Source organism: Acinetobacter sp. NIPH 542 (assembly GCF_000369825.1).
GTDB lineage: Bacteria > Pseudomonadota > Gammaproteobacteria > Pseudomonadales > Moraxellaceae > Acinetobacter > Acinetobacter oleivorans.
The window spans coordinates 24,495-47,692 of the sequence record NZ_KB850208.1 but is presented as its reverse complement, the minus strand read 5'-3'; the positions used below and the strand labels follow the sequence as shown (position 1 = coordinate 47,692).

Sequence of the window (23,198 nt, the reverse complement as noted above, 5' to 3'; positions counted from 1 at the left end):
TTAAGTAGAACTACACAATACTACAACTTAAGATCTTGAATTAGCTGTTTAAATTCTGGTCCTAATTTAGGATGTTCAATTCCATAATGTAATACAGCTTTTAAATAGCCAAGCTTACTACCGCAGTCAAAAGTTTGGCCTTGCATACGATAGGCTTCCACAGTATCTGTTTCTTGTAACATCGCAATTGCATCAGTTAACTGAATTTCATTGCCCGCGCCTTTCGGAGTATTTTCTAAAAGCTGCATAATTTTTGCAGGTAATATATAGCGTCCAACCACAGAAAGATTAGAAGGCGCAGAGCCAACAGCAGGCTTTTCAACAATACCTTGCATAGCAATACTTTCACCCTCATTAGGGCTATGCGCTACATCTACAATCCCATATTGATCAACAAGATTATCAGGTACGGCTTCTACCATAATCTGTGCGGCTTGAATTGCATCATAACGTGCTATCATACGGGTTAAATCATTTCGCCCAGAGTCATCTTTCACCAACACATCCGGTAATAACACGGCAAAATCATCTTGACCAACAATACTCTTTGCACATAAAACCGCATGTCCTAAACCTAAAGGCTGAGGTTGTCTTACACTTACAACGCTCACATGGGGTGGAACAATTTGGGTAATTTCTGCAAGTAAATCAAATTTCTTTTTTTGCTCTAATGTTGTTTCTAATTCAAAGTTTCGATCAAAATAATTTTCAATCGATGCTTTTGAACAGTGAGTTACTAAAATAATTTGTTCAATTCCTGCTTCTACTGCCTCACGCACTACATATTCAATGGCTGGACGGTCAACAACAGTCACCATTTCCTTTGGAATTGACTTACTTGCTGGTAAAAAACGTGTGCCTAGACCGGCTACTGGTAGAACTGCTTTTTTGATCATCTGAATAACTTTATAACTAACGATTAATACTGTATTTCATCTTTTTTCTGAGCACCAGAGAAGCGACTAGCACCCACCAATTGATCAGGAGCATTAATTCCTTCTTTTTTCAACATGACTAGAATGGTTTTTACCATTATTTTAAAATCTAACCAAATATTATGGTTCTCAACATATTTTACATCCAACTCAAATTTCTCTTCCCAGCTTAAATTATTGCGACCATTGACTTGAGCCAAACCTGTCATACCAGGCCTTACTTCATGACGTCGCATTTGTCTTGGAGTATAATGCTTCATAAAATCAGCAAGCTGAGGACGTGGCCCAACAATACTCATATCGCCCTTTAAAACATTAATTAATTGAGGCATTTCATCTAGAGTTGTAGAACGTAATTTTTGCCCAAAGGGTGTTATTCTTTCTTCATCAGGTAAAACTATTCCATTTTTATCCACAGCATCTTTCATTGATCTAAATTTGATCATCTTAAAAATTTTACCGTCTTTACCTGGTCTTTTTTGTAAAAAGAAAATTGGCGAACCTAAATTCTGCCTTACCTTATATCCAACAATTAAAAAAATAGGTAATAGAAGGACTAAAGCTATCATAGCTATGACAATATCTGTTATACGCTTCATTTTTCAAATTCACTCGAATATGCAGATTGTGTATGCAGAAATGTATATAAATTTCTTCAGTGAGTATACTGGCTGATAAGTGACTAAGCAAAGAATGTACAATAAATAACATATTAACTTGTAACGACTTTTATGTTATTAATATATAATATTTGCTCATTACTGAGGTTTTTATAGACTTTAAAAGATCATAAACTCATCTCTTCAATCATATGCTGATTAACTTTTCGCACATCATATTTTTCTAAAATAATTTGCCTAGACTCTTTGCCCATTATTTCGACTAAATTAGGGTCAGCTATAAATTTTGCCATTGCATCAACTAAATCATTTATCGACTTAACTTCTACTAAGAATCCATTACGTCCTTCAATTACCGTCTCTTTACAACCAGGGGCATTGGTTGTAATAATAGGACGCGCCATCGACATAGCCTCTAATACTGCACGAGGAATACCTTCTCGATAAGAAGGTAAGACAAAGATGTTGCTTTTTTCTATCGCTGGCCTAACATCTGCCATTTGTCCCCAGTATTGTATAATTCCCTCTTCAACCCATTCGTCTAACTCTGATTGAGTGATTGCAGCTGGATTTTCATCAATACTTCCCACCAGGTTGAAAATTGCATTTGGATATAGAGCCTTTATTTTTCTCGCTGCCTCAATATACTCTTTGACTCCCTTATCTTTCAAAAGTCGAGCAACCATCAAAAAATTCGGTATATAATTATTAGTAATTTCATCTAAATTTAAAGGTGCTTCATAAAAATGCTCTATATTCACTCCTGAACCATTTACAATTACACTCGGTGTAAATTCATTTAAAATACCAATTTTTGATAATAATAATTTATCATCAAAATTTTGAAAAAAGACTGTTGTTGCCTTTTTTAAAGCAGATTTATATAAAAAATTAATAATCTTTTTAATAGACCCTAATTTTTCAGAATCTTCATGAGCTTGGAATGCAAACCCCAAGCCACTAATTAAAGTGTATCTTTTAGGTATATGAGCTAAGTAAGCTGCCAATGTTCCATATATTACAGGCTTAATTGTATATCCTAATACAACCTCTGGCTTAATTTTCTTAAGTAATTTATAAATACTATGAATAGTTTTTAGATCTGCAATAGGGTTGGTACCTGTTCTTTGCAAAGCAATTTCATGCAATATAAAATTTTTCTCTTCAAGAAACTTTTTTTCATTCAAAAAAGATCTTAAATCGGGCGCAAAGATATGGACCTCATAGCCTCTATTAACAATATCAGCTAATAAATCAGTACGAAAATTTTTAACTGAGGTTAAATTATTAGAAATTAAAACGAATTTCATAGTTTAGCCTTTTAAATTTTCAATATACCAAGGCATTGCTTTCTCCACTCCTGAAGCAATATTAAACTCCGGTTCATAGCCTAATAAAGTTTTAATTTTAGAAATATCTGCTTGAGAATGTTTTACATCTCCTGCTCGAAAATCTCTATAGATTGGATCTTTACTATAATTTACCCCATTCTCTTTTAATGTTTTCTTTAACATTTCAAATAATGTATTTAAATCTGTACGCCCCCCCACTGCAACATTATATATTTGATTTATTGCATCAATATTATTTGTAGTAGCAGCTAAAATATTAGCTTGAACAGCATTATCAATAAAATTAAAATCTCGACTCGTTAAACCATCTCCATTGATAAATAAGCCTTCATTTTTAATCATAGAGCTAGTCCACTTTGGAATAACCGCGGCATATGCTCCTGTAGGGGCTTGTCGCTTCCCAAAAATATTAAAATATCTTAAACCAATACTATTAAAACCATATACTCTTTGAAATACATTAGCATACAGTTCATTTACATATTTAGTAACCGCATAAGGAGAAAGAGGATTTCCAATAACATCCTCTTTTTTGGGTAAAGCTACATGATCACCATAAGTAGAACTACTCGCCGCATATACGAAATTTTGAACGCCAGCTTCTTTGGCTGCTACCAACATATTTAAAAACCCATCAATATTCGCAGCATTGGTTGCAATTGGATTTTCAATTGATCGAGGTACAGAGCCCAAAGCCGCTTGATGTAAAACATAATCAACTTCAATACAAGCTTTTTCACAATCTGTTAAATTACAGATATCACCTTTATAAAAAGTGAAATTATCCCATTGATCAGAGGAAACCTGTTCTTTAACCTCATCAAGATTAGCTTGAAATCCTGTAGAAAAATTATCCAAACCAATAACTTTTTGATCGAGAAGTAATAATTTTTCTAAAAGATTCGAACCAACAAAACCAGCCACTCCTGTTACTAACCAAACTTTAGGATTATCCTTAAGTTGCTTACAGACTTCATAATATTTTGACATTTCATTATCCACTTAATTCAAAGTTTACTTAACCAGTATAAATTTTTAACCACTTAGCAACCATTGCATCTAAAGAATACTTATCTAAAATGCGTTTGCGATTTTCTATACCAATATTAATACGTTCTTGAGCATCTAAATTTATAGAATCAAACATTTTTTTTGCTAGAAGTTCTGAATTTTTAGGGGGAACCAAAAAACGTTCATCACCTAATACTTCTTTTACTCCCCCACAATCTGTAGATATTACTATTTTTTCCGTTGCCATTGCTTCAGCAATTACTAAACCGAAACCTTCCCATGCGGAAGATAATACAAATGTATCTGCCATATTGAGCAGATCATTTACATCACTTCGAAGACCAAGAAGCGTGACATATTCTTCTAGTTTATAATCTACAATTAGCTCTTCTACCAGAGAACGGAGTTCTCCATCTCCAACGATAATAAGTTTAGAATCTGAATGAAAATTATTTAATAATAAAGAAAAGCTTTGTAGTAAATTAGGATAATCTTTTGCTTCATTAAATCTGCCAACAGCAATAAAAACATGATCTTTAGAAGAAAATTTAAATCTCTCTCTCAATAAATTTCGTTTCACAACATCGGGAAAATACTTCTGAGTATCAATACCATTAGTTATTGTTAAAGAATTATTTCTTTTAAATATATTGTTTTCAATAAAATACTCTGTTGCCTCAAAACTAACATTCGTATTTATATCTGAAAATTTATCAGTTATTCTATATAAAAAAGCTCTAGTTGAATTCCCAAAAGATTTACTATGGGCAGTACTAATAAGCTTTGGAAATTTAATAAAAATTCTTAATAATCTAGCTAGTATAATTGCATGAAACATATGAGCATGTACAATACTAGGCTTAAATTCTTTAATAATTTTTTTAATTTCTTTAATTATAGATTTTAAACTTTTCAAATTATTAAGATTAAAACTTATAATTTCAACTTTCTCAGAATTAGGTTTTACTATAACTTTACCTTTCAAGCAAATAATTTTAACTTCACAACCATGTTTTATTAAACCATCGGAGAGATTAGATAATACATTTTCAGCCCCCCCCATGCCCAAACTAGTAATAATAAATATTATTTTCATAATAATTTTCCTAGTACATGATTCACTTGAATTGGAGAAACTTCAAATATTATGTATTGACCATCATTGAGCCAAACATAGCCATAAGCTAAAAATATGAAAAATATAACTCCCACTTCAACTCGTCGAAACTTACTAACTAGAAGTAAGAGAAATGCTGGAAATATTGACTCTAAAAATCGAGCTGAGACACTAGCATTTGCAAAAATATAAAAAACAAGAAAAAGTAAAAAACCTTGCAAAACAAAATTATAAAGATAATTAAAATTAACTTTACCATAGCTGAAATATAAATATAGTAATAAAAACAAAACTAATAAGAAGGTACCCCCACTTACACTACCATCATATGATGCATAAAGCTCAGCCTGGCGAAATCCCAAATAAGAAGCAATAAATAAATAACTAACAGAAATTATTAAAATAGTAGAAAAATTTAAAATAAATTTTATTTTTTTATCAAACTTATAAAATAAAAAAGCATCAATAAAAAAGAGCAATGCTAATAAGTAAAAAGAACTATGAATCAATGATGACAAAATAAAAACTATAAGTATTATGCGCTTATCTTTCAGATACACTAAAGACAATATTACCAGTATCGTAGCCAAAGCTTGGCGAATTGCTACTACTTCTAAATGTAATAAAGGAGTGATAAGAACACTTAAAAATATACCGACAGTAAAAGTAAGAAAATTTATTGAAAACTTACTAATTAAAAAATAATAAATTACCAAAAAAGAAATTAATAAACTGGAGACAATATCTTCAGGAGTTAAAAAGTAAGACAGTAATCTGTTTATTTCCAAAAATATATAATCATTAAAAAACAACTCAATATTGCTGCTATAAGATTGAATAATACTATCAGCATTTCCAGCATAATATAAGTAGTTATTCCGATCCCATAATAAATCAGAAGGAATAGAAACAAGGACAAATATAAAAAAAGAACTTAATAAAATTCTATATATTCCAGATATAATAAACAATTATATAATCCTCTTCCAACTTTCAACAATATTAACACTGTCAAATCTTTTAACATTTTCCTTACACTTTTCACTCATTGAAGTTAGAGTATATTGGGAAATATTCATATATTCATATATTTTTTCTGCAAAAGCTTTAGTATTATATGGTTCTACAAGAAATCCTGTATTATTCCTAATAAGCTCCTTCGGCCCTGTTTCTATATTAAATGCAATTACTGGTAAACCAAAAGTTTGTGCCTCAACTATAACCAAACCAAACCCTTCAATACGAGATGGTAAACAAAGAAAAGTAGCATTCTCATAAAATTGCTGCACATTAACATTAGCAGGTTCAAAAATAACACTACTCTGTATTGAAAGATTACAAGCGAGCTGATGTAAATTTTCTAGCTCCTCACCACTTCCAACAATTTTTAATTTCCAGTTATTTTTATTTACTATTAAAGCCCATGCCTTAAGTAAGAGATCAAACCCCTTTTCTTGACTCAAACGCCCAATGGCCAATATAGTTCTAGATTCAATAGAAGGATAAAAATGATTGCTTTTAAAAGAATTGGGGTTAGGAATATATATAATCTTATTGCTCGATACACTTTTGAACCTATCCTTCCACATCTTTTCATCAGAAGGAGTTAGAGTAACTATATGGTCACAAAATAATACTGCTAATATTCTACCAATATCCCTGAACACTGAACCTAGATTTGTACTAAGATTAAAATGCTCCCAACAAATATGTTTTATTTTCAGCCCCAATGTCGCTGGGACTGTAAAAAAAGAAGAAATACTGTCTACAACAATTAACGTATCAACTTCATTCTCTAAAAGAAATTTTCTTATTTTCCATATCGCTAATAAAAACATAGTTTTCATTGATTTTTTTTCTGAAAATAAAGAACATAAATTTATATCAGAGTTTATTGGAAATTGTGGCTTATCACCTTCAAATAAGCTTAAAATATAGATTTGATAATTTTTCTGGTCATCTAAGGTGTTAGCGATTAAACTCGTGACTCTCTCTGTTCCTCCTGTAAGATTCATATTACCAATTAAAAAACATATTTTTTTCATTTAATTAATCCTTACCAATTAATTTAGTAAAAACTAAAAATATTATTCCATATCTATAAAATAAAATATTCCCTCTTTTTTCTAGATATTTAACATTAATTTTTTTCTTTTTTAAATTAATTCTTTTATACTCTCTTAATGCACTATTAATTCCTTTATGTTTAAGTAAAAAACTAATATAACCCTGAGTTAAAGAAACCAAACTAGGACTAAAAATTTCCTGCTCTTCTATTTTCTTACTATATACATCAATTACATATTTAAAGCTTTTAATATGCTTATCAATATTTTCAGATGATATATTCATTAAACTACCTGTAGGATTATATCGATAATTATATAAGACATCAGATAAGAATAAAATATTTTTGGATTTTAGAAAAATTGTTGGAATAAGTGCAGCATCTTCATAATATACACCTACAGGGAAAAGATCATCACTCATGAATAATGATCTTTTATAAATATTTAGCCATGGAAACCATGCACTTTGATTAAATACATGTTTTTGAACATCGAAAGTATTTTCTTTTAATCCTATTAGTTTTGCTCCTACATGAAACAATTCTCTTGATCCTGAGCTTTCTATAAATCTTGAACTTTTAAACTGAATAAAATCAGGACAATACAATCTAATCTTTTCAATTAACAAACTAAAGTAATTTGGCTCAAGTATGTCATCTGAGTCTAAAAAAGCAATATATTGCCCACTAGCAATAGATAATGCATTATTTCTCGCGACACTTTGACCTTGATTCTCTTGCTGTATAAGTTTAAAACAACTTTTCTTGTTTAAAGGTAAAGAATCCACTAAATTCAAAGCTAAACCCATTGAATTATCAGGTGTACCATCATTAACTAAAATCACTTCAATATCATTAGTAAGCTGCACAACAATACTATTTAAGCAGTCAATAATATATTCTTCGACCTTATAAATAGGAATAATTAAAGAAATTATTTTGGTCATATCTTTCCTCCTAAAGCCTTAAACACTACTTTAGGCATTAGTATATTTTTATAAAATAGATTAAAAATCATATTTGAGACAAATTCTGTAATTAAGGCTGCATATGCCGCACCTATGACACCATAAGATTTAATTAAAAAATAAGATAAAATAATATTTAAAACACATGTTATTGTCATCTTTTTAGCTAAAAAATTATATCCACCAAACTTCATAACTAAACGATAAAAATAGAATCCAATAACAGAGAAAAAATATGAAAACAATAGAATTTTGAAAACCAAAATAGACTCTTTAAAAGCATCCCCATATAACCATAAAATTATATACTCAGATAAAAAATATAAAATCACTATAATAGATAAAGTAACCAATAATAAATATCGTAAAATTAGACCTGCTTTTTCCAAATAATCTTTTTCACTATTAGTTTTATAAACAAGTGATAAAAAAGATATAACAATAGTTGTAGGTATAAAATACCATGCACCTGCCAGCATACTACCTACTGCATAAATACCTACTGCATGGCTTCCCGTTAAGGCAGCTAAGAAAAAGTTGGCAGATTGCAAATAAATACTCACTGATAGCATTGAGATTACAAGTGGAATCCCCACTGCCAAGAAATAAGTTCTATACTTTCTAAAAATTTTCGTATTATAAGAATATGTGCGTTCAAAAATATTTTTTTTATGATCTATGTATAAACGTAAAAGATATGGTAGTAATGTAACTATAATAATCGGAATACATAACCATTGTATATGCAATTGAAAATTAACAATTAGATATCTAACAGCTAAACTTACTAACAAGCCTATAGTATTTGCTACTACATTTAACCTAGACATTAATATTGCATTAAAATGAATACTTCTCATGTCAATTGCAGAAAAATAATTAGCAATTGCGGTAGCTATAAAAAAAATAAAATAACTACTTTCTATACGAAAATAAAAAATAACTAAAACTATAAATGATAAAGGAAAATATATAAGTGAAATCATGTTCGTCATATTTTTCAATAACGTATTATTATTTTTCTGATTTTTACTGGCTGTTTTAAAATAAACTTGATCTAAACCTAGACGTGCCACCACATTCACAATTGAAAAAACAGAAGCTGCTAAAGCTAAATACCCATAAACCTCGGGCCCCAGATATTTAGCTACTGCAGATACAACAAAGATGAGGCCAAAAAAGGCGACCCCCTTTTCTAGCACCATCCACATTGAATTTTGTATTCTAGAATTTTTTAAGAATCTAAAAATATATTCTTTCATTCAATCACAATCTAATATCTGTTTCTGAACTAGAAAATACATATTTCAGATCATAAAGAACATGTGATGCTTTACCTAAAGATCGAATTGCCTCAATACCCATTTCTTTAAATTCATTATGAGCTACTGCTAATATTACAGCATCATATTGACCTGCTGTAGGCTGGTTAACCGGAGTAATACCATATTCGTGTTGAGTTTCCTCACTATCAATCCAAGGATCATATATATCAACATCCATATGATATTCTTGTAATTCTTTTACAATATCGATAACTTTCGTATTGCGAATATCGGGGCAATTTTCTTTAAAGCTTAGACCTAATACTAGAACTTTAGATCCCTCAACTTGGATTTTCTTTTTTATCATTCCTTTTACAAGTTGAGTAACAACATAAGCTCCCATTGAATCATTTAATCGGCGCCCTGCTAAAATAATTTCTGGATGATATCCAATTGCTTGCGCTTTATGAGTTAAATAGTATGGGTCAACTCCGATACAATGCCCACCTACTAAGCCTGGACGAAATGGTAAGAAGTTCCATTTTGTACCAGCAGCTTTAAGTACTTCTTCTGTATCAATATCAAGTTTATTAAAAATAAGTGCTAATTCGTTAATTAAAGCAATATTGACATCACGTTGAGTATTTTCAATGACTTTTGCAGCTTCAGCAACTTTTATGCTAGGTGCTTTATGTGTTCCTGCTTCAATAATTAAATTGTAAACTTCATCAATATAATCAGCCACTTCAGAAGTCGAGCCTGAGGTAATTTTTAAAATATTAGTAACACGATGAAGTTTATCACCTGGATTAATACGTTCTGGGCTATAACCAGCGAAAAAATCCTTATTAAAAGTTAAACCTGAAATTTCTTCGAGTACTGGAATACAAACCTCTTCTGTAGCACCTGGGTAAACTGTAGATTCATATACAACAATATCATTTTTTTTCAGAACTTTACCAATACTAGTAGAGGCTTTAACTAGAGGTGTTAAATCTGGTTGCTTATAGTCATCAATTGGAGTTGGGACAGTTACTATAAAAAAGTTACAATCCTTTAAATCTTCTAAGCTTGCAGTATAACGTAATTGAGCTGCTTGTTTTAATTCTTCTGGTGAAACCTCTAATGTATGATCTTGACCATTTTTTAATTCACTTATACGTTTTTGATAAATATCAAAACCCATAACTGGCACTTTTTTACCAAACTCAACTGCCAATGGCAAGCCTACATACCCTAAACCAATAATTGCTATTCTTAACTCGGCAAGTTGCATAAAAATTAGCCTTATTCCTTACAAATTGTATATTTAGATAATGATACATGTTGACTGGATATCGTCGGGCCTAACTATAACAGTTTTTTTTTCGTCTCCGCACTTCAATTGTATAAAAGTGTTTACAGTCCTATTTAAGCATCGCTTAAATAGGACTGTAAACCGAACAGCTTTTTCAAAAATTATTGTTAACTTTATATATCTCATTTAAATTAAACATACAAAGCTCTACGATTTTTCGATGTTTTTTCATTTCTTTTCAGCTAGAATCTGTTCATCCTGCGTTTAATAGACACTTGTTACTATGCAGTGGACAATATCAATTAAAGATAAATACACAAAGGGTTGCGTGTGAAGTATTGCCAGTTTTTTTCTGTTCTTGCCTTAAGTTTGAGTGCCGCCAGCTGTGCAGTCACTTCGGGTTTACAAACTTACGATATTCCAAATGAAGGCGTTTATAGAACTGATCTTGGAACCACGGTTAATGTTGTTAAAATTTCTCAAGAAACATTACCAGCAATACAACCAGCTCAAATTGATTATCAACGCGATTATAAAAGCTTATTCAAGAACCAACAGTCCTTATATCGCTTAAGCTCTGGAGATGTTCTATCTATTCAGCTTTGGGCCTATCCTGAAATTACACCACCAATTAGTAATATTACTAATCAAGAGTCTATCCAAGCAAGTGGTTATCCAATTGACCAAACTGGTTATATCCAATTTCCGCTAGTTGGGCGTTATAAAGCAGCTGGTAAAACTCTTTCTCAAGTGAACCGTGAGTTACATAATCAATTAGCGCGCTTTTTAAAAAATCCCGATGTGATTGTACGAGTACTTTCTTACGAAGGCCAACGCTTCTCAGTACAAGGTAGTGTGACTAAAGGTGGACAATTTTATTTAAGTGATCAGCCCGTGAGTGTATATGCGGCTCTAGGTCTTGCTGGTGGCGTGACTGATAAAGGGGATAATACCTATATTCAACTTATTCGAAATGGTCACACTTACAACCTAAATACAATCGATTTAGAAAAGGCTGGATATTCCTTACATAAACTACTAGTTCAACCAAATGATACGATTTATGTAAGCACACGTGAAAACCAGAAAATTTATGTGATGGGTGAGTCAGGCAAGAACCAAGCTTTACCTATGCGAGATCAAGGTATGACTTTAACGGATGCTTTGGGTGAAAGTTTGGGGATAAATCCAAACTCTGCAAGCGCAAGCCGTATTTATGTAGTACGGACCAATCCAAATGATCACACAACAGAAATTTATCATTTAAATCTAATAAGCATCGGTGATTTCGGCTTAGCTAATCAATTTAAACTGCGCAGTAATGATATTGTCTATGTTGATGCTACTGGCTTGACGCGTTGGCAACGTGTGGTTAACCAAATTATTCCATTCTCAAATGCGTTATATAACATAGACCGTTTGGGACAATAATATTATGCAATTTAAGAATATCTTGGTGGTCTGTATTGGAAATATCTGCCGTAGCCCTATGGCAGAATATTTCTTAAAACAGCAATACCCCCAGTTAAATATTGAGTCTGCGGGTATTTCTGGACTTATCGGGCATCAAGCAGACAATAAAGCACAACTTTGCATGCAGCGTCTAGGTATCGACATGCATTCTCATATTGCAAGAAAGTTAAGTGTTGAACATATTAAAAAAGCTGACCTTATTTTGGTCATGAGTGTCAACCAGCAAAAGCATATTGAGCAAACCTGGCCCTTTGCAAAAGGTAAAACCTATCGCTTAGGGCATTGGCAAAACAGAAATGTGCCTGATCCCTATCAACACGATCAAGCTGTTTTTGATGAAACCTGCCAACTCATTCAACAATGTATTGCTGACTGGAAACCTTATATTTAACGCCAAGATTTTAAGCTTATGAACCAAACTACCAACACCGAAGATTCAATTGATTTAAAAGAATTATTTTTTTCACTGATTGCTCAGTGGAAACTGATAGCGCTTTGCATTATTTTAAGCCTTGTATGTGCTCTACTCTATTTACGTGTAACACCCGATACTTATTCGGTTGACGCTTTGGTTCAAGTTGAAGACAGTAAAGGCGCCTCTGCTGCGCTTTTAGGTGACTTGTCGAATATGATTGAGCAAAAATCACCAGCTCAAGCAGAAATAGAAATTTTAAAGTCTCGTTTAGTTCTAGGCTCAATCATTAAAGAGTTACATCTTAATATACAAGTTTCGAGCACTGAAAATACGCTTACTCATCGCCTATTAAGTGATACTGAATATAAAACTGAATACACTAAAAATTTAGTTCTATTCAAAGAAGACTTAAAAAATTTTGAAATTCGCCAATTTGAAGTACCTGCATTCTATTTAGACAAAAATTTACTTCTTAATTTTGATAAACAATCGGTGCGTTTAACTGATCCAAAAACCGAAGAAGTGATATTAACTATCCCTCTTAATCAATTAAACGAAGTCACAGGACCACATGGACTTTGGAAAGTTGGTATCTTTACCAAAGATCAGTTCAAAGAAACATATAATATTAAGATTCAATCAATACCCGCAGCTGTAGATGCAATTAGTGCTAATTTTTCCGTTGCCGAGCGTGGTAAGCTCACAGGTATTTTAGGCTTAAATTATCAAGGGCAAGACAAAGAGCATATCACCAAAGTTTTAAATGCTATTTTGGCAACTTATAGCGCACAAAATATTGAACGTCGTTCGGCTGAATCTGCTCAGACTTTGAAGTTCTTAGATGAACAATTGCCAGATCTTAAAAAACAATTAGATGATGCAGAACGCCAATTTAACAAATTCCGTCAACAATATAATACTGTTGACGTGACAAAAGAGTCAGAATTATATTTAACTCAAAGTATTACTTTAGAAACAAAGAAAGCAGAGTTTGAACAAAAGCAAGCCGAAATGGCAGCAAAATATACTGCTGAACACCCTGCGATGCGTGAAATTAATGGACAACTCGCAGCCATTAATAAACAAATTGGTGAGTTAAATAGCACCTTAAAACAGCTTCCAGATGTACAACGCCAATATTTGCAATTATATCGTGAAGTAGAAGTAAAAACTCAACTCTACACAGCCCTATTAAACTCTTATCAACAACTTCGTATTGCCAAAGCGGGTGAAATTGGGAATGTACGTATTGTTGATACGGCAATTGAGCCTGTCGAGCCAATTAAACCAAGAAAACTAATTGTTTTAATTTTAGCTATTTTTGCTGGTGGTTTTGTTGGCACTGCAATCGCATTACTACGTAATATGTTACGTACAGGAATTAAAGATTCTGGACAAATTGAAAATGAACTGGATTTACCAGTTTATGCAACAGTTCCACGCTCTCCAATTCAAGAAAGTCGCATCAAAATTTTAAAGAAGAAGAAGAGTATTCCTATTCTTGCTGTTAAAAATAGTGATGATATTGCAATTGAGAGCTTACGTAGTATCCGTACTGCGATTCACTTTGCATTAGCGAATGCGAAAAATAACATCATTATGATCGCAGGTCCCTCACCAGAAGTAGGTAAATCATTTATTTCGACTAACCTTGCAACCATTTTTGCGCAAGGAGATAAACGTGTATTACTGATTGATGCCGATATGCGTCGTGGTTATATGCATAAATACTTTGATGTCGATGTGAAGCCAGGTCTTTCTGAATTATTGAGTGGACAAGCTGATCTACAAAAAGTATTGCACAAAACTCAAGTTGCTAATCTTGATGTGATTACGCGTGGTAAGAGCCCAACTAATCCTTCAGAGATTTTAAGCTCAAACCAATTTAAAGAATTACTTGAACAGCTACAAAGCCAATATGACCATATCATTATTGATACTCCGCCAGTGTTGGCAGTAACTGATGGTATTATTATTTCGCAATATACTGGTGTGAACTTAATTGTTGCCCGTTATGCTAAATCACAAATGAAAGAACTTGAATTAACACTTAATCGCTTTGAACAAGCGGGTGTTAAAGTCAATGGCTTTATTCTCAATGACATTCAACGTGCTAGCGCAGGCTACGGTTATGGTTATAACTATGCCTATGCTTATAAAGCACAAAAAGAAGATTAATCGTAAAGTGATAAGAGAACCGGATCAAATGATCCGGTTTTTTTTATTTAAGATTTTTTTAAGTATATCCCTACTAAAACTAACTAAAATATATAAAAAACCACTCGTTTTTTTTCTTAAACATTCTATGCTTAAGCATGCTAAGATCAAAAGCAGCCTTTTAGACTCAAATGATTATTTTTGGAACCTTTTATGAGTAAAGCCTTACCCATTGCTGTCGCTGTAGTTTTAGGCGGTGCTGCACTTGTACCAGTATATTATGCAAGCCAACATCCGACCACAGAAGTCGGAAGCAAGGCAAATAAAAATGCCTCTCCAATTGAAAAAATCAGTTATGTTCTTGGATATGAAGTTGCTCAGCAAACTCCACCTGAGCTAGATACAAAAGCATTTGTGAAAGGGATTCATGATGCTCGTAGCAAGCAACCAAGCGCTTATACTCAAGAAGAGTTAAAAGCTGCTGTAACAGCTTATGAAAAAGAATTACAGCAAAAAATGCAACAGCAAAATAAACCGGAGCAAGCTGCTGGTGCTACTCCTGAATCTGCAGATGTGCAATTCCTTGCAGAAAATAAATCAAAAGCTGGCGTAAAAACAACAGCTTCTGGCTTGCAATATATCATTACTAAAGAAGGTACTGGCAAACAGCCAACAGCTCAGTCAGTTGTTAAAGTACATTATGAAGGTCGTTTAATTAACGGTCAGGTTTTTGATAGTTCTTATAAACGCGGTGAGCCAGTTGAGTTCCCTCTTAATCAAGTTATTCCAGGCTGGACTGAGGGACTTCAATTAATGAAAGAAGGCGGTAAAGCGACTTTCTTCATTCCATCAAATCTTGCCTATGGTCCTCAGGAAGTTCCTGGCATTCCAGCAAACAGTACACTGATTTTTGATGTAGAACTTATTTCAGTGAAATAAAAACATTCAGGAGAGTAGAACACTACTCTCCTTTTTTTTTGGAAAACGGCATGAAAAAAATTGGTTTAATGATTGCAGCATCAACAATGAGTTTATCTGTTTTTGCTGCAACTCCTATAACGAATAAAAGTCCAGCAAAAGAACAATTTAGTTATAGTTATGGCTATTTAATGGGTCGTAATAATACGGATGCGCTAACAGATCTGAATCTTGATATTTTTTACCAAGGTCTCCAAGAAGGCGCTCAAAGTAAAACAGCACGCTTAACTGATGAAGAAATGGCGAAAGCGATTAATGACTATAAGAAAACATTAGAAGCCAAACAACTCGTCGAATTTCAAAAAACAGGTCAACTAAACGCTCAAGCAGGCGCGGCATTTCTTGCTGACAATGCAAAAAAATCTGGTGTGATAACGACTAAATCTGGTCTCCAATACCAAGTATTAAAAGAAGGTAATGGACAAAAACCGAAAGCTACCTCTCGCGTTAAAGTGAATTATGAAGGTCGTTTACTAGATGGAACCGTATTTGATAGTTCTATTGCTCGTAATCATCCAGTTGAGTTTCAGCTCAGCCAAGTCATTGCAGGTTGGACAGAAGGTCTACAAACCATGAAAGAAGGCGGAAAAACCCGTTTCTTTATTCCTGCCAATCTTGCTTATGGTGAAGTCGGTGCTGGTGACACGATTGGTCCAAATAGTACTTTAATTTTTGATATTGAATTACTACAAGTTTTACCAAAATAAATTCATTAGATATAAAAAAAGCGATCATTTAAGATCGCTTTTTTATTTTAGTGTTTTAAGTCTCTAGGACGAAAACCAGTAATGATTAAAACGACCAGATAAGCAACTACGCCGACGACACACAATCCCACTACTTCGGCAATACGCAACCACTGTGAAAGCTCGCCGTTATACCAATTTAATGCAAACCAAAGTGCTGCAATCATGGCAAGGTTCGCCAAACCATATTGAAGCCCTAATTTTTTCCAATGCGAATCAAATCGGAAAATATTACGTTTATGTAAATAGAAGTAGAGTAGACCCGCATTTACCAACGCCGAACCTGAAGATGCCAAGGCAAGTGCCATATGCTCTGCATGCCAATCAATTAGCTTAAAGAAACCAATAAATACAACGTTTAAAATAGCATTGGCTGCGACCGACATTAAACCGACACGTACTGGTGTTTTGGTATCTTGCTGTGCATAAAAACCAGGTGCAAAGACTTTAATCAGCATAAACGCAATCACGCCTGCACTCATACATTGCAGTGCCAGAGCTGTCATTTGTGTATCACGCAGGTCAAACTCGCCACGCTGGAATAATGCCTGAATAATCGGTGTAGAAAGCATAAATAAAGCAATACTTGCTGGTAAGCCAACTAATACAATAATTTTTGCAGCCCAGTCGATCATACCGCGGAACTTTGCTTGATCTTGTTCTGCATGACGGGCAGAAAGTGAAGGTAAAATCACTGTACCAATCGCAACACCAATTAAACCTAACGGCAACTCAGTCATACGCTCTGCACTATAGAGCCAAGACACTGAACCATCTTGCATGAAAGAGGCCCAAATCGTATTTAATAACAGGTTAATCTGGGTAACAGATACTCCAAACAATGCTGGAAGCATTAATTTTAAAATACGTTCTACACCTTCATGTTTAAAATCAACTTTAGGTGGAATCAGTAGGTTTTTACGCCACAATTCAGGAATTTGTATAGCTAACTGTAATATCCCTGCCACGACCACTGACCAACCTAAGGCTTTGATGGGTTCAGCCATATACGGCGTAAGCCACCATGCACCTGCGATCATCGTGACATTTAGTAAAACGGGTGAAAAAGCTGGTGAAGCAAACGAACCATAACTATTTAAAATACTGCTAGCAAAAGCAGTTAGTGACATAAATAATAAATAAGGGATGGTCAGGCGGAACATGCTGACTGCTAAATCGAACTTTTCAGGATCGCTATGGAAACCCGGTGCGTACATATAAATGATCGCAGGTGCTAAAACCATAGCCACAAAAGTCAGTAAAGTCATCACTGTTAGCAAGCAACCAAATACTCGACTAATCAAGATCTGTACTTCAGCGTGTGCTCGACCTGTTTTATATTCAGTTAATACTGGAATAAAGGCTTGGGAAAAGGCACCTTCGGCAAACAATCGTCGAAAGAAGTTGGGAATACGAAAAGCGACGACGAAGGTATCAAAATCTTTACCCGCACCAAACACGTTGAGCAATACAACATCACGCACGAGCCCTAACACTCGTGACAACATCGTCATTGCACTGACAATAAAAGTCGATCGCCACAATGCCATCGTACTCACCTACAGCTATATTCGAAAGACGCTATTGTAATGAAACTAGAAAATCTTTTCGTTGTGAAATGATGAATGAACTCAACTTTTTTTCTGAACTAACAGTTGTCTAAAGTGCTGCCATTTAAAATAAGGTCCCGGATCAGTTTTTCGGCCGGGTGCAATGTCTGAATGCCCTGCTATATGGTTTTTAATTTCGGGATAAGCCTGACGAATAGCGTTAACCACATCGGTTAATACTTCGTATTGTACTTCGTCAAAAGGTAAATCATCACTTCCTTCAAGCTCTATCCCAATTGAATACTCATTGCATTCTACTTTGGCTAAATAGCTCGAACGTCCTGCATGCCATGCCCGATCATTAAAATTAACAAACTGTAGGACTTCACCTGTTCGTAAAATTAACAGATGTGTAGAAACTTGCATGCCTTCAATGGTCTGAAAATAAGGATGCACTGACCAATCTAATTTATTTTGAAAAAACTGCTCAATATATCCACCTCCGAATTGAGACGGTGGTAAGCTAATATTATGAACGACGATCATTTGAATTTCGGTACCAGTCGGCCGCTGGTTAAAATTTGGAGAAGGGATTTGTCTCGCCCCTTTTAATTGTCCATCTATAACTTCATACGGTGTGATTTGCTTCATTGAGATGCCAATAAATTGCTTGCCAATTATTTTAGTTTAAAGCAGTTATCTACTTTTCAAAGCAGTAAATGCGATTGTTTATCGCGATTAATCTCATAAAACAGCTTATTTTTAAAGTCGACGGTGCTAATATATCGCAAGTTTTAGGGTCATCTACAAAATGGAAACCGTATGAGCATACCTCAGTCTTTGCTTGAACAATCAATTCAAATCAATATTCAACAAGCATTACAAGAAGATATTGGGGACGGTGACATTACCGCGATGCTCACACCTGAAGATGAGCAGGCAACCGCGACCATTATTAGCCGTGAAGATATGGTTTTAGCTGGCCAGCCTTGGGTAAATGCACTCATCTCAGCTTATGACAATACTGTACAGGTAACTTGGTTAAAACAAGAAGGTGACCGTGTTGCCGCAAATGAAGCCTTTTTAAAACTTGCAGGCTCTGCACGTAGCTTACTTACTGTAGAGCGCCCTGCTTTAAACTTTATTCAAACTTTATCTGCTGTTGCAACAAAAACTGCTGAATATGTTCAACATCTTGAAGGTTTAAATACAAAACTTCTCGATACGCGTAAAACCTTACCAGGCTTACGTATTGCACAGAAATATGCTGTGGCTATTGGTGGCGGACAGAACCATCGTCTTGGTTTATTTGATGCATTCTTAATTAAAGAAAATCATATTATGGCAGCGGGCGGAATTGCTCAAGCAATTGCAAAAGCACATCAAATTGCACTGGGTAAACCTGTTGAAGTTGAAGTTGAAACTTGGGATGAGCTAAATCAAGCGCTTGAAGCTGGTGCAGACATTGTTATGCTCGACAACTTCAGTCAACAGCAAATGATTGATGCTGTAAAACATGTTGCAGGCCGTTGTAAACTCGAAGCATCAGGCAATATCACCATTGAAAACTTGCGCGAAGTTGCCACTACTGGTGTTGACTACATTTCTATGGGTGTACTGACCAAAGACGTTAGAGCTGTTGATTTATCAATGCGTTTTAATGCTTAAATAAAGTCCACATCGTTATTCGTATTTTTTTGCGACTTGGTCATGTCTGCTGCTTGTGTTTTTTGCCATGCTGACTGAGTCGCTTGTGCCCCACTATCACGTGGGTCAGCAGCCATTAAAACAAATGTAACTACTGCTAGTAATACAATAAAACCTTGTAGCATAAATTTTCCCCATTACTTTAAAAAAATCAGGGTTCCAAGGTAAAAGATAAATATGACGAGGCTTAGGAGATTCTGTTACAGAACGTAGTCATATTCATTTTTTTGTTGATCTCTATGATTTTTAATAATTTTTAAAATGTGCAAGAAAGAGTTTTTCTTGCACATACTTTTATAGAACCTAAGACTCTATATAACCCATATACGGATCAGAAATTGAGTCTTCTTGAGTTTCTATACGTCCTGCAAAACGGCGGCTGAAAGTAGCATCATCAGCTAAAGTAACAGTGAAGTCGTACCAACCTCCAAATTCAGACATATCCCAAACCAGTTCTTTTTCAGAACTATTCGTTTCTATAGTCCACGTCTTATTTGGAAGATAAGCATTTGCTTTGACTGTGAGCTTGACTGACTTATTACCATCGTGACGTACTTTTAAATACAAATTTGCATCACACTCTTCCACACAGACTCTAATTTCTGGTAATGCTTGAGTTTGATTGGCTTGGATCAGATTACCTTTAAACGCGCGGTGGAAACCATTTGGACCGAGTACCCATAAATCGTACTGTCCATTTATAGTAGTCCATACGTCATCAAGCTGTTTACCCGCCTCAACCATATAACGACGAGGAGCTACTGTAAGATCTAATCGGTTATACACATGAAAAACAGCTGCCTGCTTGCCCGTATTTGAGAACATCAGCTTTATAGTCTTTTGTGCTGCATCGACTTTGGCACTGGTGTGCAAAATATAAGGTAAAGCACGCGATGGTCGAATTCCCATTTCCTGATGAGGAAATTGTTGCTGACTCGGAACAGGAACTTGTGGCAATAAGGCTTGAGCAACACGAATCGCATCGGCTTCAGCTTTTGTTTTCTTCCCTTCTAGTTCAGCGACAGGCAAAGTATTCGGTGTTTTGAAATCGAAAGCTGTCGTTAAATCACCACACACAGCACGGCGATATGGACTAATATTTGGCTCTTGCACACCAAAACGTTTTTCTAAGAATTGTAAAATAGAGGTATGGTCAAAAACTTGTGAATTCACCCATCCTCCACGGCTCCACGGTGAAATCACATACATAGGAACGCGTACCCCCGGCCCATACACCCGTCCGTCTGTAGCGGGTTGAGATTTTGAAGTCGCTACTGCTGGATGGTTAAAATACTCATAAGATACTTGCTGATCACTTAATGTAGTTTTTCCATATACGACACCGTTTACGTCTTTAGACGGTGCACTTGGTGAAGGAACATGGTCGAAGAAACCATCATTTTCATCGAAATTCACCAATAAAACGGTTTGGCTCCACAACTCAGGATTTTCAGTTAATGCATTTAATACTTCCTGAATATACCAAGCCCCCTGCACAGGACTAGATGGTCCAGGATGTTCACTGTAAGTTGCAGGAGCGACTAACCAACTCACTTGCGGCAATTTACCTTGCGCAATATCAGCTTTAAAAGTTCCTAAAAAACCACCGTCTGGCATGGTATTGGCAATACCTTTATAAAGTGGTTGAGTCGCATCGATTTTTTCATCGTATGCAGGGCATGTTGGCGTGTCGTTACTGACAGGTTGACCCGATTGTTCATTTGCACGGCGATATTGTTTAAAGCCTGCAAGCGGGTTATCTGTAAAGTTATCCGGCATGTTTTGATAAACTTTCCATGTCACCCCAGCCTGCTGTAAGCGCTCAGGATAAGTCGTCCATTCATAACCTTCTGTTGATGGTCCAATCCCATCAAATTCATTTACCACACTTGCAACACCTGCGCCTGTCGGGCCATTGGTTCCCGTCCAGATAAATTTACGGTTCGGGTTAGTTCCCGCATGCATCGCGCAGTGGTAAGCATCACAAATCGTAAAAGCATTGGCTAAAGCAAACTGATATTCGACTTCCTGTTTTTTGTAGTAGCCCATCGACTGCGGTTTTTTATAAGCCACCCAATCACTCATGCGACCATTGTCCCAAGCTGCTTGGCCATCAGACCATGAGTGAGGAGTTCCTGAAACACGCTGAGCATTTCCTAAAAGACTGTCGAGATGGTACGGCAGTACTTTATTTTTCTTGGCATCGTATTGCTCCCAAACCTTTCGACTTTCTGTCATTGGAATAGTAAAGCGGTCACCGAAACCACGCACGCCTTTTAGTGTTCCGAAATAATTATCGAATGAGCGGTTTTCCTGAGTCAAAATCACGATGTGCTTAACATCTTGAATAGTTCCACTTTCAACTTTGGCATCAATAGCCAGCGCTTTTTGAATACTCAATGGGAAACTCGCTAAAGCAGCTGTTCCAAACATGGTTTTTGTAGAATTTAAAAGAAATTCGCGACGATTCATTAGTTCTATCCTAAGTTCTTATTATGGTGCACAGTGCATTTTGCAATTACTGGTTGGCGGTGTTGTTGGCGATGAATTATCTGAGTCGTTATCATCGTTACAAGCACTGAGCATGAGTGCTAAAGACGTAATTAATAGAAGTGAAAGTTTTCGCATTGGTTTTTTCCAAACGGTTTAAATGCGAACTACTAATAAAGTGAAAAAGTGACAGGCACGTGATGTTTTTATGTCGATTTGATGAAGACATAAAAAAACGCATCCGAAGATGCGTTTTTTAGAAAGCGTAAAATTACCAACCTAAAGCTTCTTGTTGCTTTTTAATGAGCTCGGCAATTCCCTTTTCAGCCATTTCTAACATGTCATTGCTTTGTGCACGAGTAAATGGTTTATCTTCAGCTGTGCCTTGAATTTCAATAAATTCGCCTGCTTGTGTCATTACTACGTTTAAGTCAGTTTGACAGTTCGAATCTTCTTCATAGCAAAGATCAAGCAATACTTCGTCTTGATACATACCTACAGAAATTGCAGCAACTAACCCTTTAAGCGGATCATGCTTAATTTTCTTTTGAGATAACAAAACATTCATCGCATCAACTAACGCTACAGCAGCGCCAGTGATTGAAGCGGTACGCGTACCACCATCAGCTTGGATCACATCACAGTCGATGGTAATTGTGTTTTCACCAAGCTTTTTCAAATCGACCATAGCACGTAAGCTACGTCCAATTAGGCGCTGGATTTCCTGTGTCCGGCCTGACTGTTTACCACGCGCTGCTTCACGGTCACAACGTGAATGTGTTGAACGCGGTAACATGCCATATTCAGCAGTGACCCAGCCCTGTCCTTTTCCTTTTAAAAACCGTGGAACCGAATTATCGATACTTGCAGTACACAATACTTTAGTATGACCAAATTCAACCAGAACTGAACCTTCTGCGTAACGGGTATAGTTACGTGTAATTTTCACTTCACGTAACTGGTCTAATGCTCTTTGGTCAATACGCATAATGATTCCTTAAAAACAATGGCACAAATATAATTGCACCGTAGTATATCTCAATTACACG

22 protein-coding genes are annotated in these 23,198 nt (G+C 35.0%); 6 read left to right on the top strand and 16 right to left on the bottom strand.

Annotated features, from left to right (window positions below):
- Window positions 1–20: 20 nt before the first annotated feature.
- From galU to tviB, 10 genes are all read right to left on the bottom strand, one after another.
- Window positions 21–896 carry a UTP--glucose-1-phosphate uridylyltransferase GalU gene (galU, locus tag F886_RS17645; RefSeq protein ID WP_005308996.1) on the bottom strand — a complete coding sequence of 292 codons (876 nt, stop codon included), beginning with the start codon at window positions 894–896 and terminating at the stop codon, window positions 21–23.
- A gap of 23 nt (window positions 897–919) precedes the next feature.
- Entirely contained in the window at window positions 920–1,534 is a 615-nt protein-coding gene (locus tag F886_RS17640; protein ID WP_005308993.1) for a sugar transferase, read from the bottom strand.
- A gap of 188 nt (window positions 1,535–1,722) precedes the next feature.
- Window positions 1,723–2,865 carry a glycosyltransferase family 4 protein gene (locus F886_RS17635; protein ID WP_005308989.1) on the bottom strand — a complete coding sequence of 381 codons (1,143 nt, stop codon included), beginning with the start codon at window positions 2,863–2,865 and terminating at the stop codon, window positions 1,723–1,725.
- Between the two features lie 3 nt (window positions 2,866–2,868).
- Window positions 2,869–3,897: an NAD-dependent epimerase/dehydratase family protein gene (locus tag F886_RS17630; protein ID WP_005308986.1), complete on the bottom strand. Its 1,029-nt coding sequence runs from the start codon at window positions 3,895–3,897 to the stop codon at window positions 2,869–2,871.
- Between the two features lie 28 nt (window positions 3,898–3,925).
- The gene (locus F886_RS17625) at window positions 3,926–5,014 is read right to left on the bottom strand and encodes a glycosyltransferase (RefSeq protein WP_005308983.1); all 1,089 of its coding nucleotides are present in this window, start codon (window positions 5,012–5,014) and stop codon (window positions 3,926–3,928) included.
- The gene (locus F886_RS17620; RefSeq protein ID WP_005308979.1) at window positions 5,011–6,006 is read right to left on the bottom strand and encodes an EpsG family protein; all 996 of its coding nucleotides are present in this window, start codon (window positions 6,004–6,006) and stop codon (window positions 5,011–5,013) included. The genes F886_RS17625 and F886_RS17620 overlap by 4 nt, the downstream gene beginning before the upstream one ends.
- On the bottom strand, window positions 6,007–7,080 hold the full coding sequence (locus F886_RS17615) for a glycosyltransferase family 4 protein (protein ID WP_005308976.1): 1,074 nt from the start codon (window positions 7,078–7,080) through the stop codon (window positions 6,007–6,009). It abuts the gene before it with no gap.
- 4 nt (window positions 7,081–7,084) lie between these two features.
- On the bottom strand, window positions 7,085–8,050 hold the full coding sequence (locus tag F886_RS17610) for a glycosyltransferase family 2 protein (RefSeq protein WP_005308973.1): 966 nt from the start codon (window positions 8,048–8,050) through the stop codon (window positions 7,085–7,087).
- Complete coding sequence (locus F886_RS17605; protein WP_034591546.1) at window positions 8,047–9,333, bottom strand: oligosaccharide flippase family protein; 1,287 nt, start codon at window positions 9,331–9,333, stop codon at window positions 8,047–8,049. The genes F886_RS17610 and F886_RS17605 overlap by 4 nt, the downstream gene beginning before the upstream one ends.
- A 4-nt stretch (window positions 9,334–9,337) precedes the next feature.
- Window positions 9,338–10,612 carry a Vi polysaccharide biosynthesis UDP-N-acetylglucosamine C-6 dehydrogenase TviB gene (tviB, locus tag F886_RS17600; protein WP_005308966.1) on the bottom strand — a complete coding sequence of 425 codons (1,275 nt, stop codon included), beginning with the start codon at window positions 10,610–10,612 and terminating at the stop codon, window positions 9,338–9,340.
- 351 nt (window positions 10,613–10,963) lie between these two features.
- Between tviB and F886_RS17595 the strand changes: the two genes are divergently transcribed.
- The 5 genes from F886_RS17595 (at window position 10,964) to F886_RS17570 (ending at window position 16,363) form a co-directional block, all read left to right on the top strand.
- Window positions 10,964–12,064, top strand: coding sequence for a polysaccharide biosynthesis/export family protein (locus F886_RS17595; protein WP_005308963.1), 1,101 nt, complete (start codon window positions 10,964–10,966; stop codon window positions 12,062–12,064).
- 4 nt (window positions 12,065–12,068) lie between these two features.
- Window positions 12,069–12,497, top strand: coding sequence for a low molecular weight protein-tyrosine-phosphatase (locus tag F886_RS17590; RefSeq protein WP_005308960.1), 429 nt, complete (start codon window positions 12,069–12,071; stop codon window positions 12,495–12,497).
- 18 nt (window positions 12,498–12,515) lie between these two features.
- Window positions 12,516–14,699 (top strand): polysaccharide biosynthesis tyrosine autokinase, encoded by a 2,184-nt coding sequence (locus tag F886_RS17585; RefSeq protein WP_005308957.1) that lies wholly within the window; start codon window positions 12,516–12,518, stop codon window positions 14,697–14,699.
- Between the two features lie 192 nt (window positions 14,700–14,891).
- Window positions 14,892–15,617: a BamJ family beta-barrel-assembly machinery protein gene (locus F886_RS17575; RefSeq protein WP_005308954.1), complete on the top strand. Its 726-nt coding sequence runs from the start codon at window positions 14,892–14,894 to the stop codon at window positions 15,615–15,617.
- Window positions 15,618–15,667: 50 nt separating this feature from the next.
- Complete coding sequence (locus F886_RS17570) at window positions 15,668–16,363, top strand: BamJ family beta-barrel-assembly machinery protein (protein WP_005308951.1); 696 nt, start codon at window positions 15,668–15,670, stop codon at window positions 16,361–16,363.
- Between the two features lie 47 nt (window positions 16,364–16,410).
- Here the strand turns inward: F886_RS17570 and murJ are convergent, their stop codons facing one another.
- On the bottom strand, window positions 16,411–17,961 hold the full coding sequence (gene murJ / locus F886_RS17565) for a murein biosynthesis integral membrane protein MurJ (protein WP_171067783.1): 1,551 nt from the start codon (window positions 17,959–17,961) through the stop codon (window positions 16,411–16,413).
- A 72-nt stretch (window positions 17,962–18,033) separates the two neighbouring features.
- A complete protein-coding gene (gene ampD / locus F886_RS17560) occupies window positions 18,034–18,603 on the bottom strand; it encodes a 1,6-anhydro-N-acetylmuramyl-L-alanine amidase AmpD (RefSeq protein WP_005308946.1) in 570 nt (189 codons plus the stop codon).
- A 171-nt stretch (window positions 18,604–18,774) separates the two neighbouring features.
- Between ampD and nadC the strand changes: the two genes are divergently transcribed.
- On the top strand, window positions 18,775–19,620 hold the full coding sequence (gene nadC, locus F886_RS17555) for a carboxylating nicotinate-nucleotide diphosphorylase (protein WP_005308944.1): 846 nt from the start codon (window positions 18,775–18,777) through the stop codon (window positions 19,618–19,620).
- On the opposite strand, the gene F886_RS20090 is transcribed toward nadC, so the two are convergent.
- The 4 genes from F886_RS20090 to rph form a co-directional block, all read right to left on the bottom strand.
- Window positions 19,617–19,784: an ABZJ_00068 family colistin stress protein gene (locus F886_RS20090; RefSeq protein ID WP_005049256.1), complete on the bottom strand. Its 168-nt coding sequence runs from the start codon at window positions 19,782–19,784 to the stop codon at window positions 19,617–19,619. The two genes, nadC and F886_RS20090, sit on opposite strands and share 4 nt — an antisense overlap.
- A gap of 178 nt (window positions 19,785–19,962) precedes the next feature.
- Window positions 19,963–22,131: a phosphocholine-specific phospholipase C gene (locus F886_RS17550; RefSeq protein WP_005308941.1), complete on the bottom strand. Its 2,169-nt coding sequence runs from the start codon at window positions 22,129–22,131 to the stop codon at window positions 19,963–19,965.
- Window positions 22,132–22,152: 21 nt separating this feature from the next.
- Complete coding sequence (locus tag F886_RS20665; protein WP_255787789.1) at window positions 22,153–22,287, bottom strand: hypothetical protein; 135 nt, start codon at window positions 22,285–22,287, stop codon at window positions 22,153–22,155.
- A 133-nt stretch (window positions 22,288–22,420) separates the two neighbouring features.
- Complete coding sequence (rph, locus tag F886_RS17540; protein ID WP_004795487.1) at window positions 22,421–23,137, bottom strand: ribonuclease PH; 717 nt, start codon at window positions 23,135–23,137, stop codon at window positions 22,421–22,423.
- Between the last annotated feature and the right edge of the window lie 61 nt (window positions 23,138–23,198).

Excerpts from the sequence above, each read along its gene's own strand:
- galU (WP_005308996.1), bottom strand. The coding sequence starts at position 896 with ATGATCAAAAAAGCAGTTCTACCAGTAGCCGGTCTAGGCACACGTTTT.
- F886_RS17640 (WP_005308993.1), bottom strand. The coding sequence starts at position 1,534 with ATGAAGCGTATAACAGATATTGTCATAGCTATGATAGCTTTAGTCCTT.
- F886_RS17635 (WP_005308989.1), bottom strand. The coding sequence starts at position 2,865 with ATGAAATTCGTTTTAATTTCTAATAATTTAACCTCAGTTAAAAATTTT.
- F886_RS17630 (WP_005308986.1), bottom strand. The coding sequence starts at position 3,897 with ATGTCAAAATATTATGAAGTCTGTAAGCAACTTAAGGATAATCCTAAA.
- F886_RS17625 (WP_005308983.1), bottom strand. The coding sequence starts at position 5,014 with ATGAAAATAATATTTATTATTACTAGTTTGGGCATGGGGGGGGCTGAA.
- F886_RS17615 (WP_005308976.1), bottom strand. The coding sequence starts at position 7,080 with ATGAAAAAAATATGTTTTTTAATTGGTAATATGAATCTTACAGGAGGA.
- F886_RS17610 (WP_005308973.1), bottom strand. The coding sequence starts at position 8,050 with ATGACCAAAATAATTTCTTTAATTATTCCTATTTATAAGGTCGAAGAA.
- F886_RS17605 (WP_034591546.1), bottom strand. The coding sequence starts at position 9,333 with ATGAAAGAATATATTTTTAGATTCTTAAAAAATTCTAGAATACAAAAT.
- tviB (WP_005308966.1), bottom strand. The coding sequence starts at position 10,612 with ATGCAACTTGCCGAGTTAAGAATAGCAATTATTGGTTTAGGGTATGTA.
- F886_RS17590 (WP_005308960.1), top strand. The coding sequence starts at position 12,069 with ATGCAATTTAAGAATATCTTGGTGGTCTGTATTGGAAATATCTGCCGT.
- F886_RS17585 (WP_005308957.1), top strand. The coding sequence starts at position 12,516 with ATGAACCAAACTACCAACACCGAAGATTCAATTGATTTAAAAGAATTA.
- F886_RS17575 (WP_005308954.1), top strand. The coding sequence starts at position 14,892 with ATGAGTAAAGCCTTACCCATTGCTGTCGCTGTAGTTTTAGGCGGTGCT.
- F886_RS17570 (WP_005308951.1), top strand. The coding sequence starts at position 15,668 with ATGAAAAAAATTGGTTTAATGATTGCAGCATCAACAATGAGTTTATCT.
- ampD (WP_005308946.1), bottom strand. The coding sequence starts at position 18,603 with ATGAAGCAAATCACACCGTATGAAGTTATAGATGGACAATTAAAAGGG.
- nadC (WP_005308944.1), top strand. The coding sequence starts at position 18,775 with ATGAGCATACCTCAGTCTTTGCTTGAACAATCAATTCAAATCAATATT.
- F886_RS20090 (WP_005049256.1), bottom strand. The coding sequence starts at position 19,784 with ATGCTACAAGGTTTTATTGTATTACTAGCAGTAGTTACATTTGTTTTA.
- F886_RS17550 (WP_005308941.1), bottom strand. The coding sequence starts at position 22,131 with ATGAATCGTCGCGAATTTCTTTTAAATTCTACAAAAACCATGTTTGGA.
- F886_RS20665 (WP_255787789.1), bottom strand. The coding sequence starts at position 22,287 with ATGCGAAAACTTTCACTTCTATTAATTACGTCTTTAGCACTCATGCTC.
- rph (WP_004795487.1), bottom strand. The coding sequence starts at position 23,137 with ATGCGTATTGACCAAAGAGCATTAGACCAGTTACGTGAAGTGAAAATT.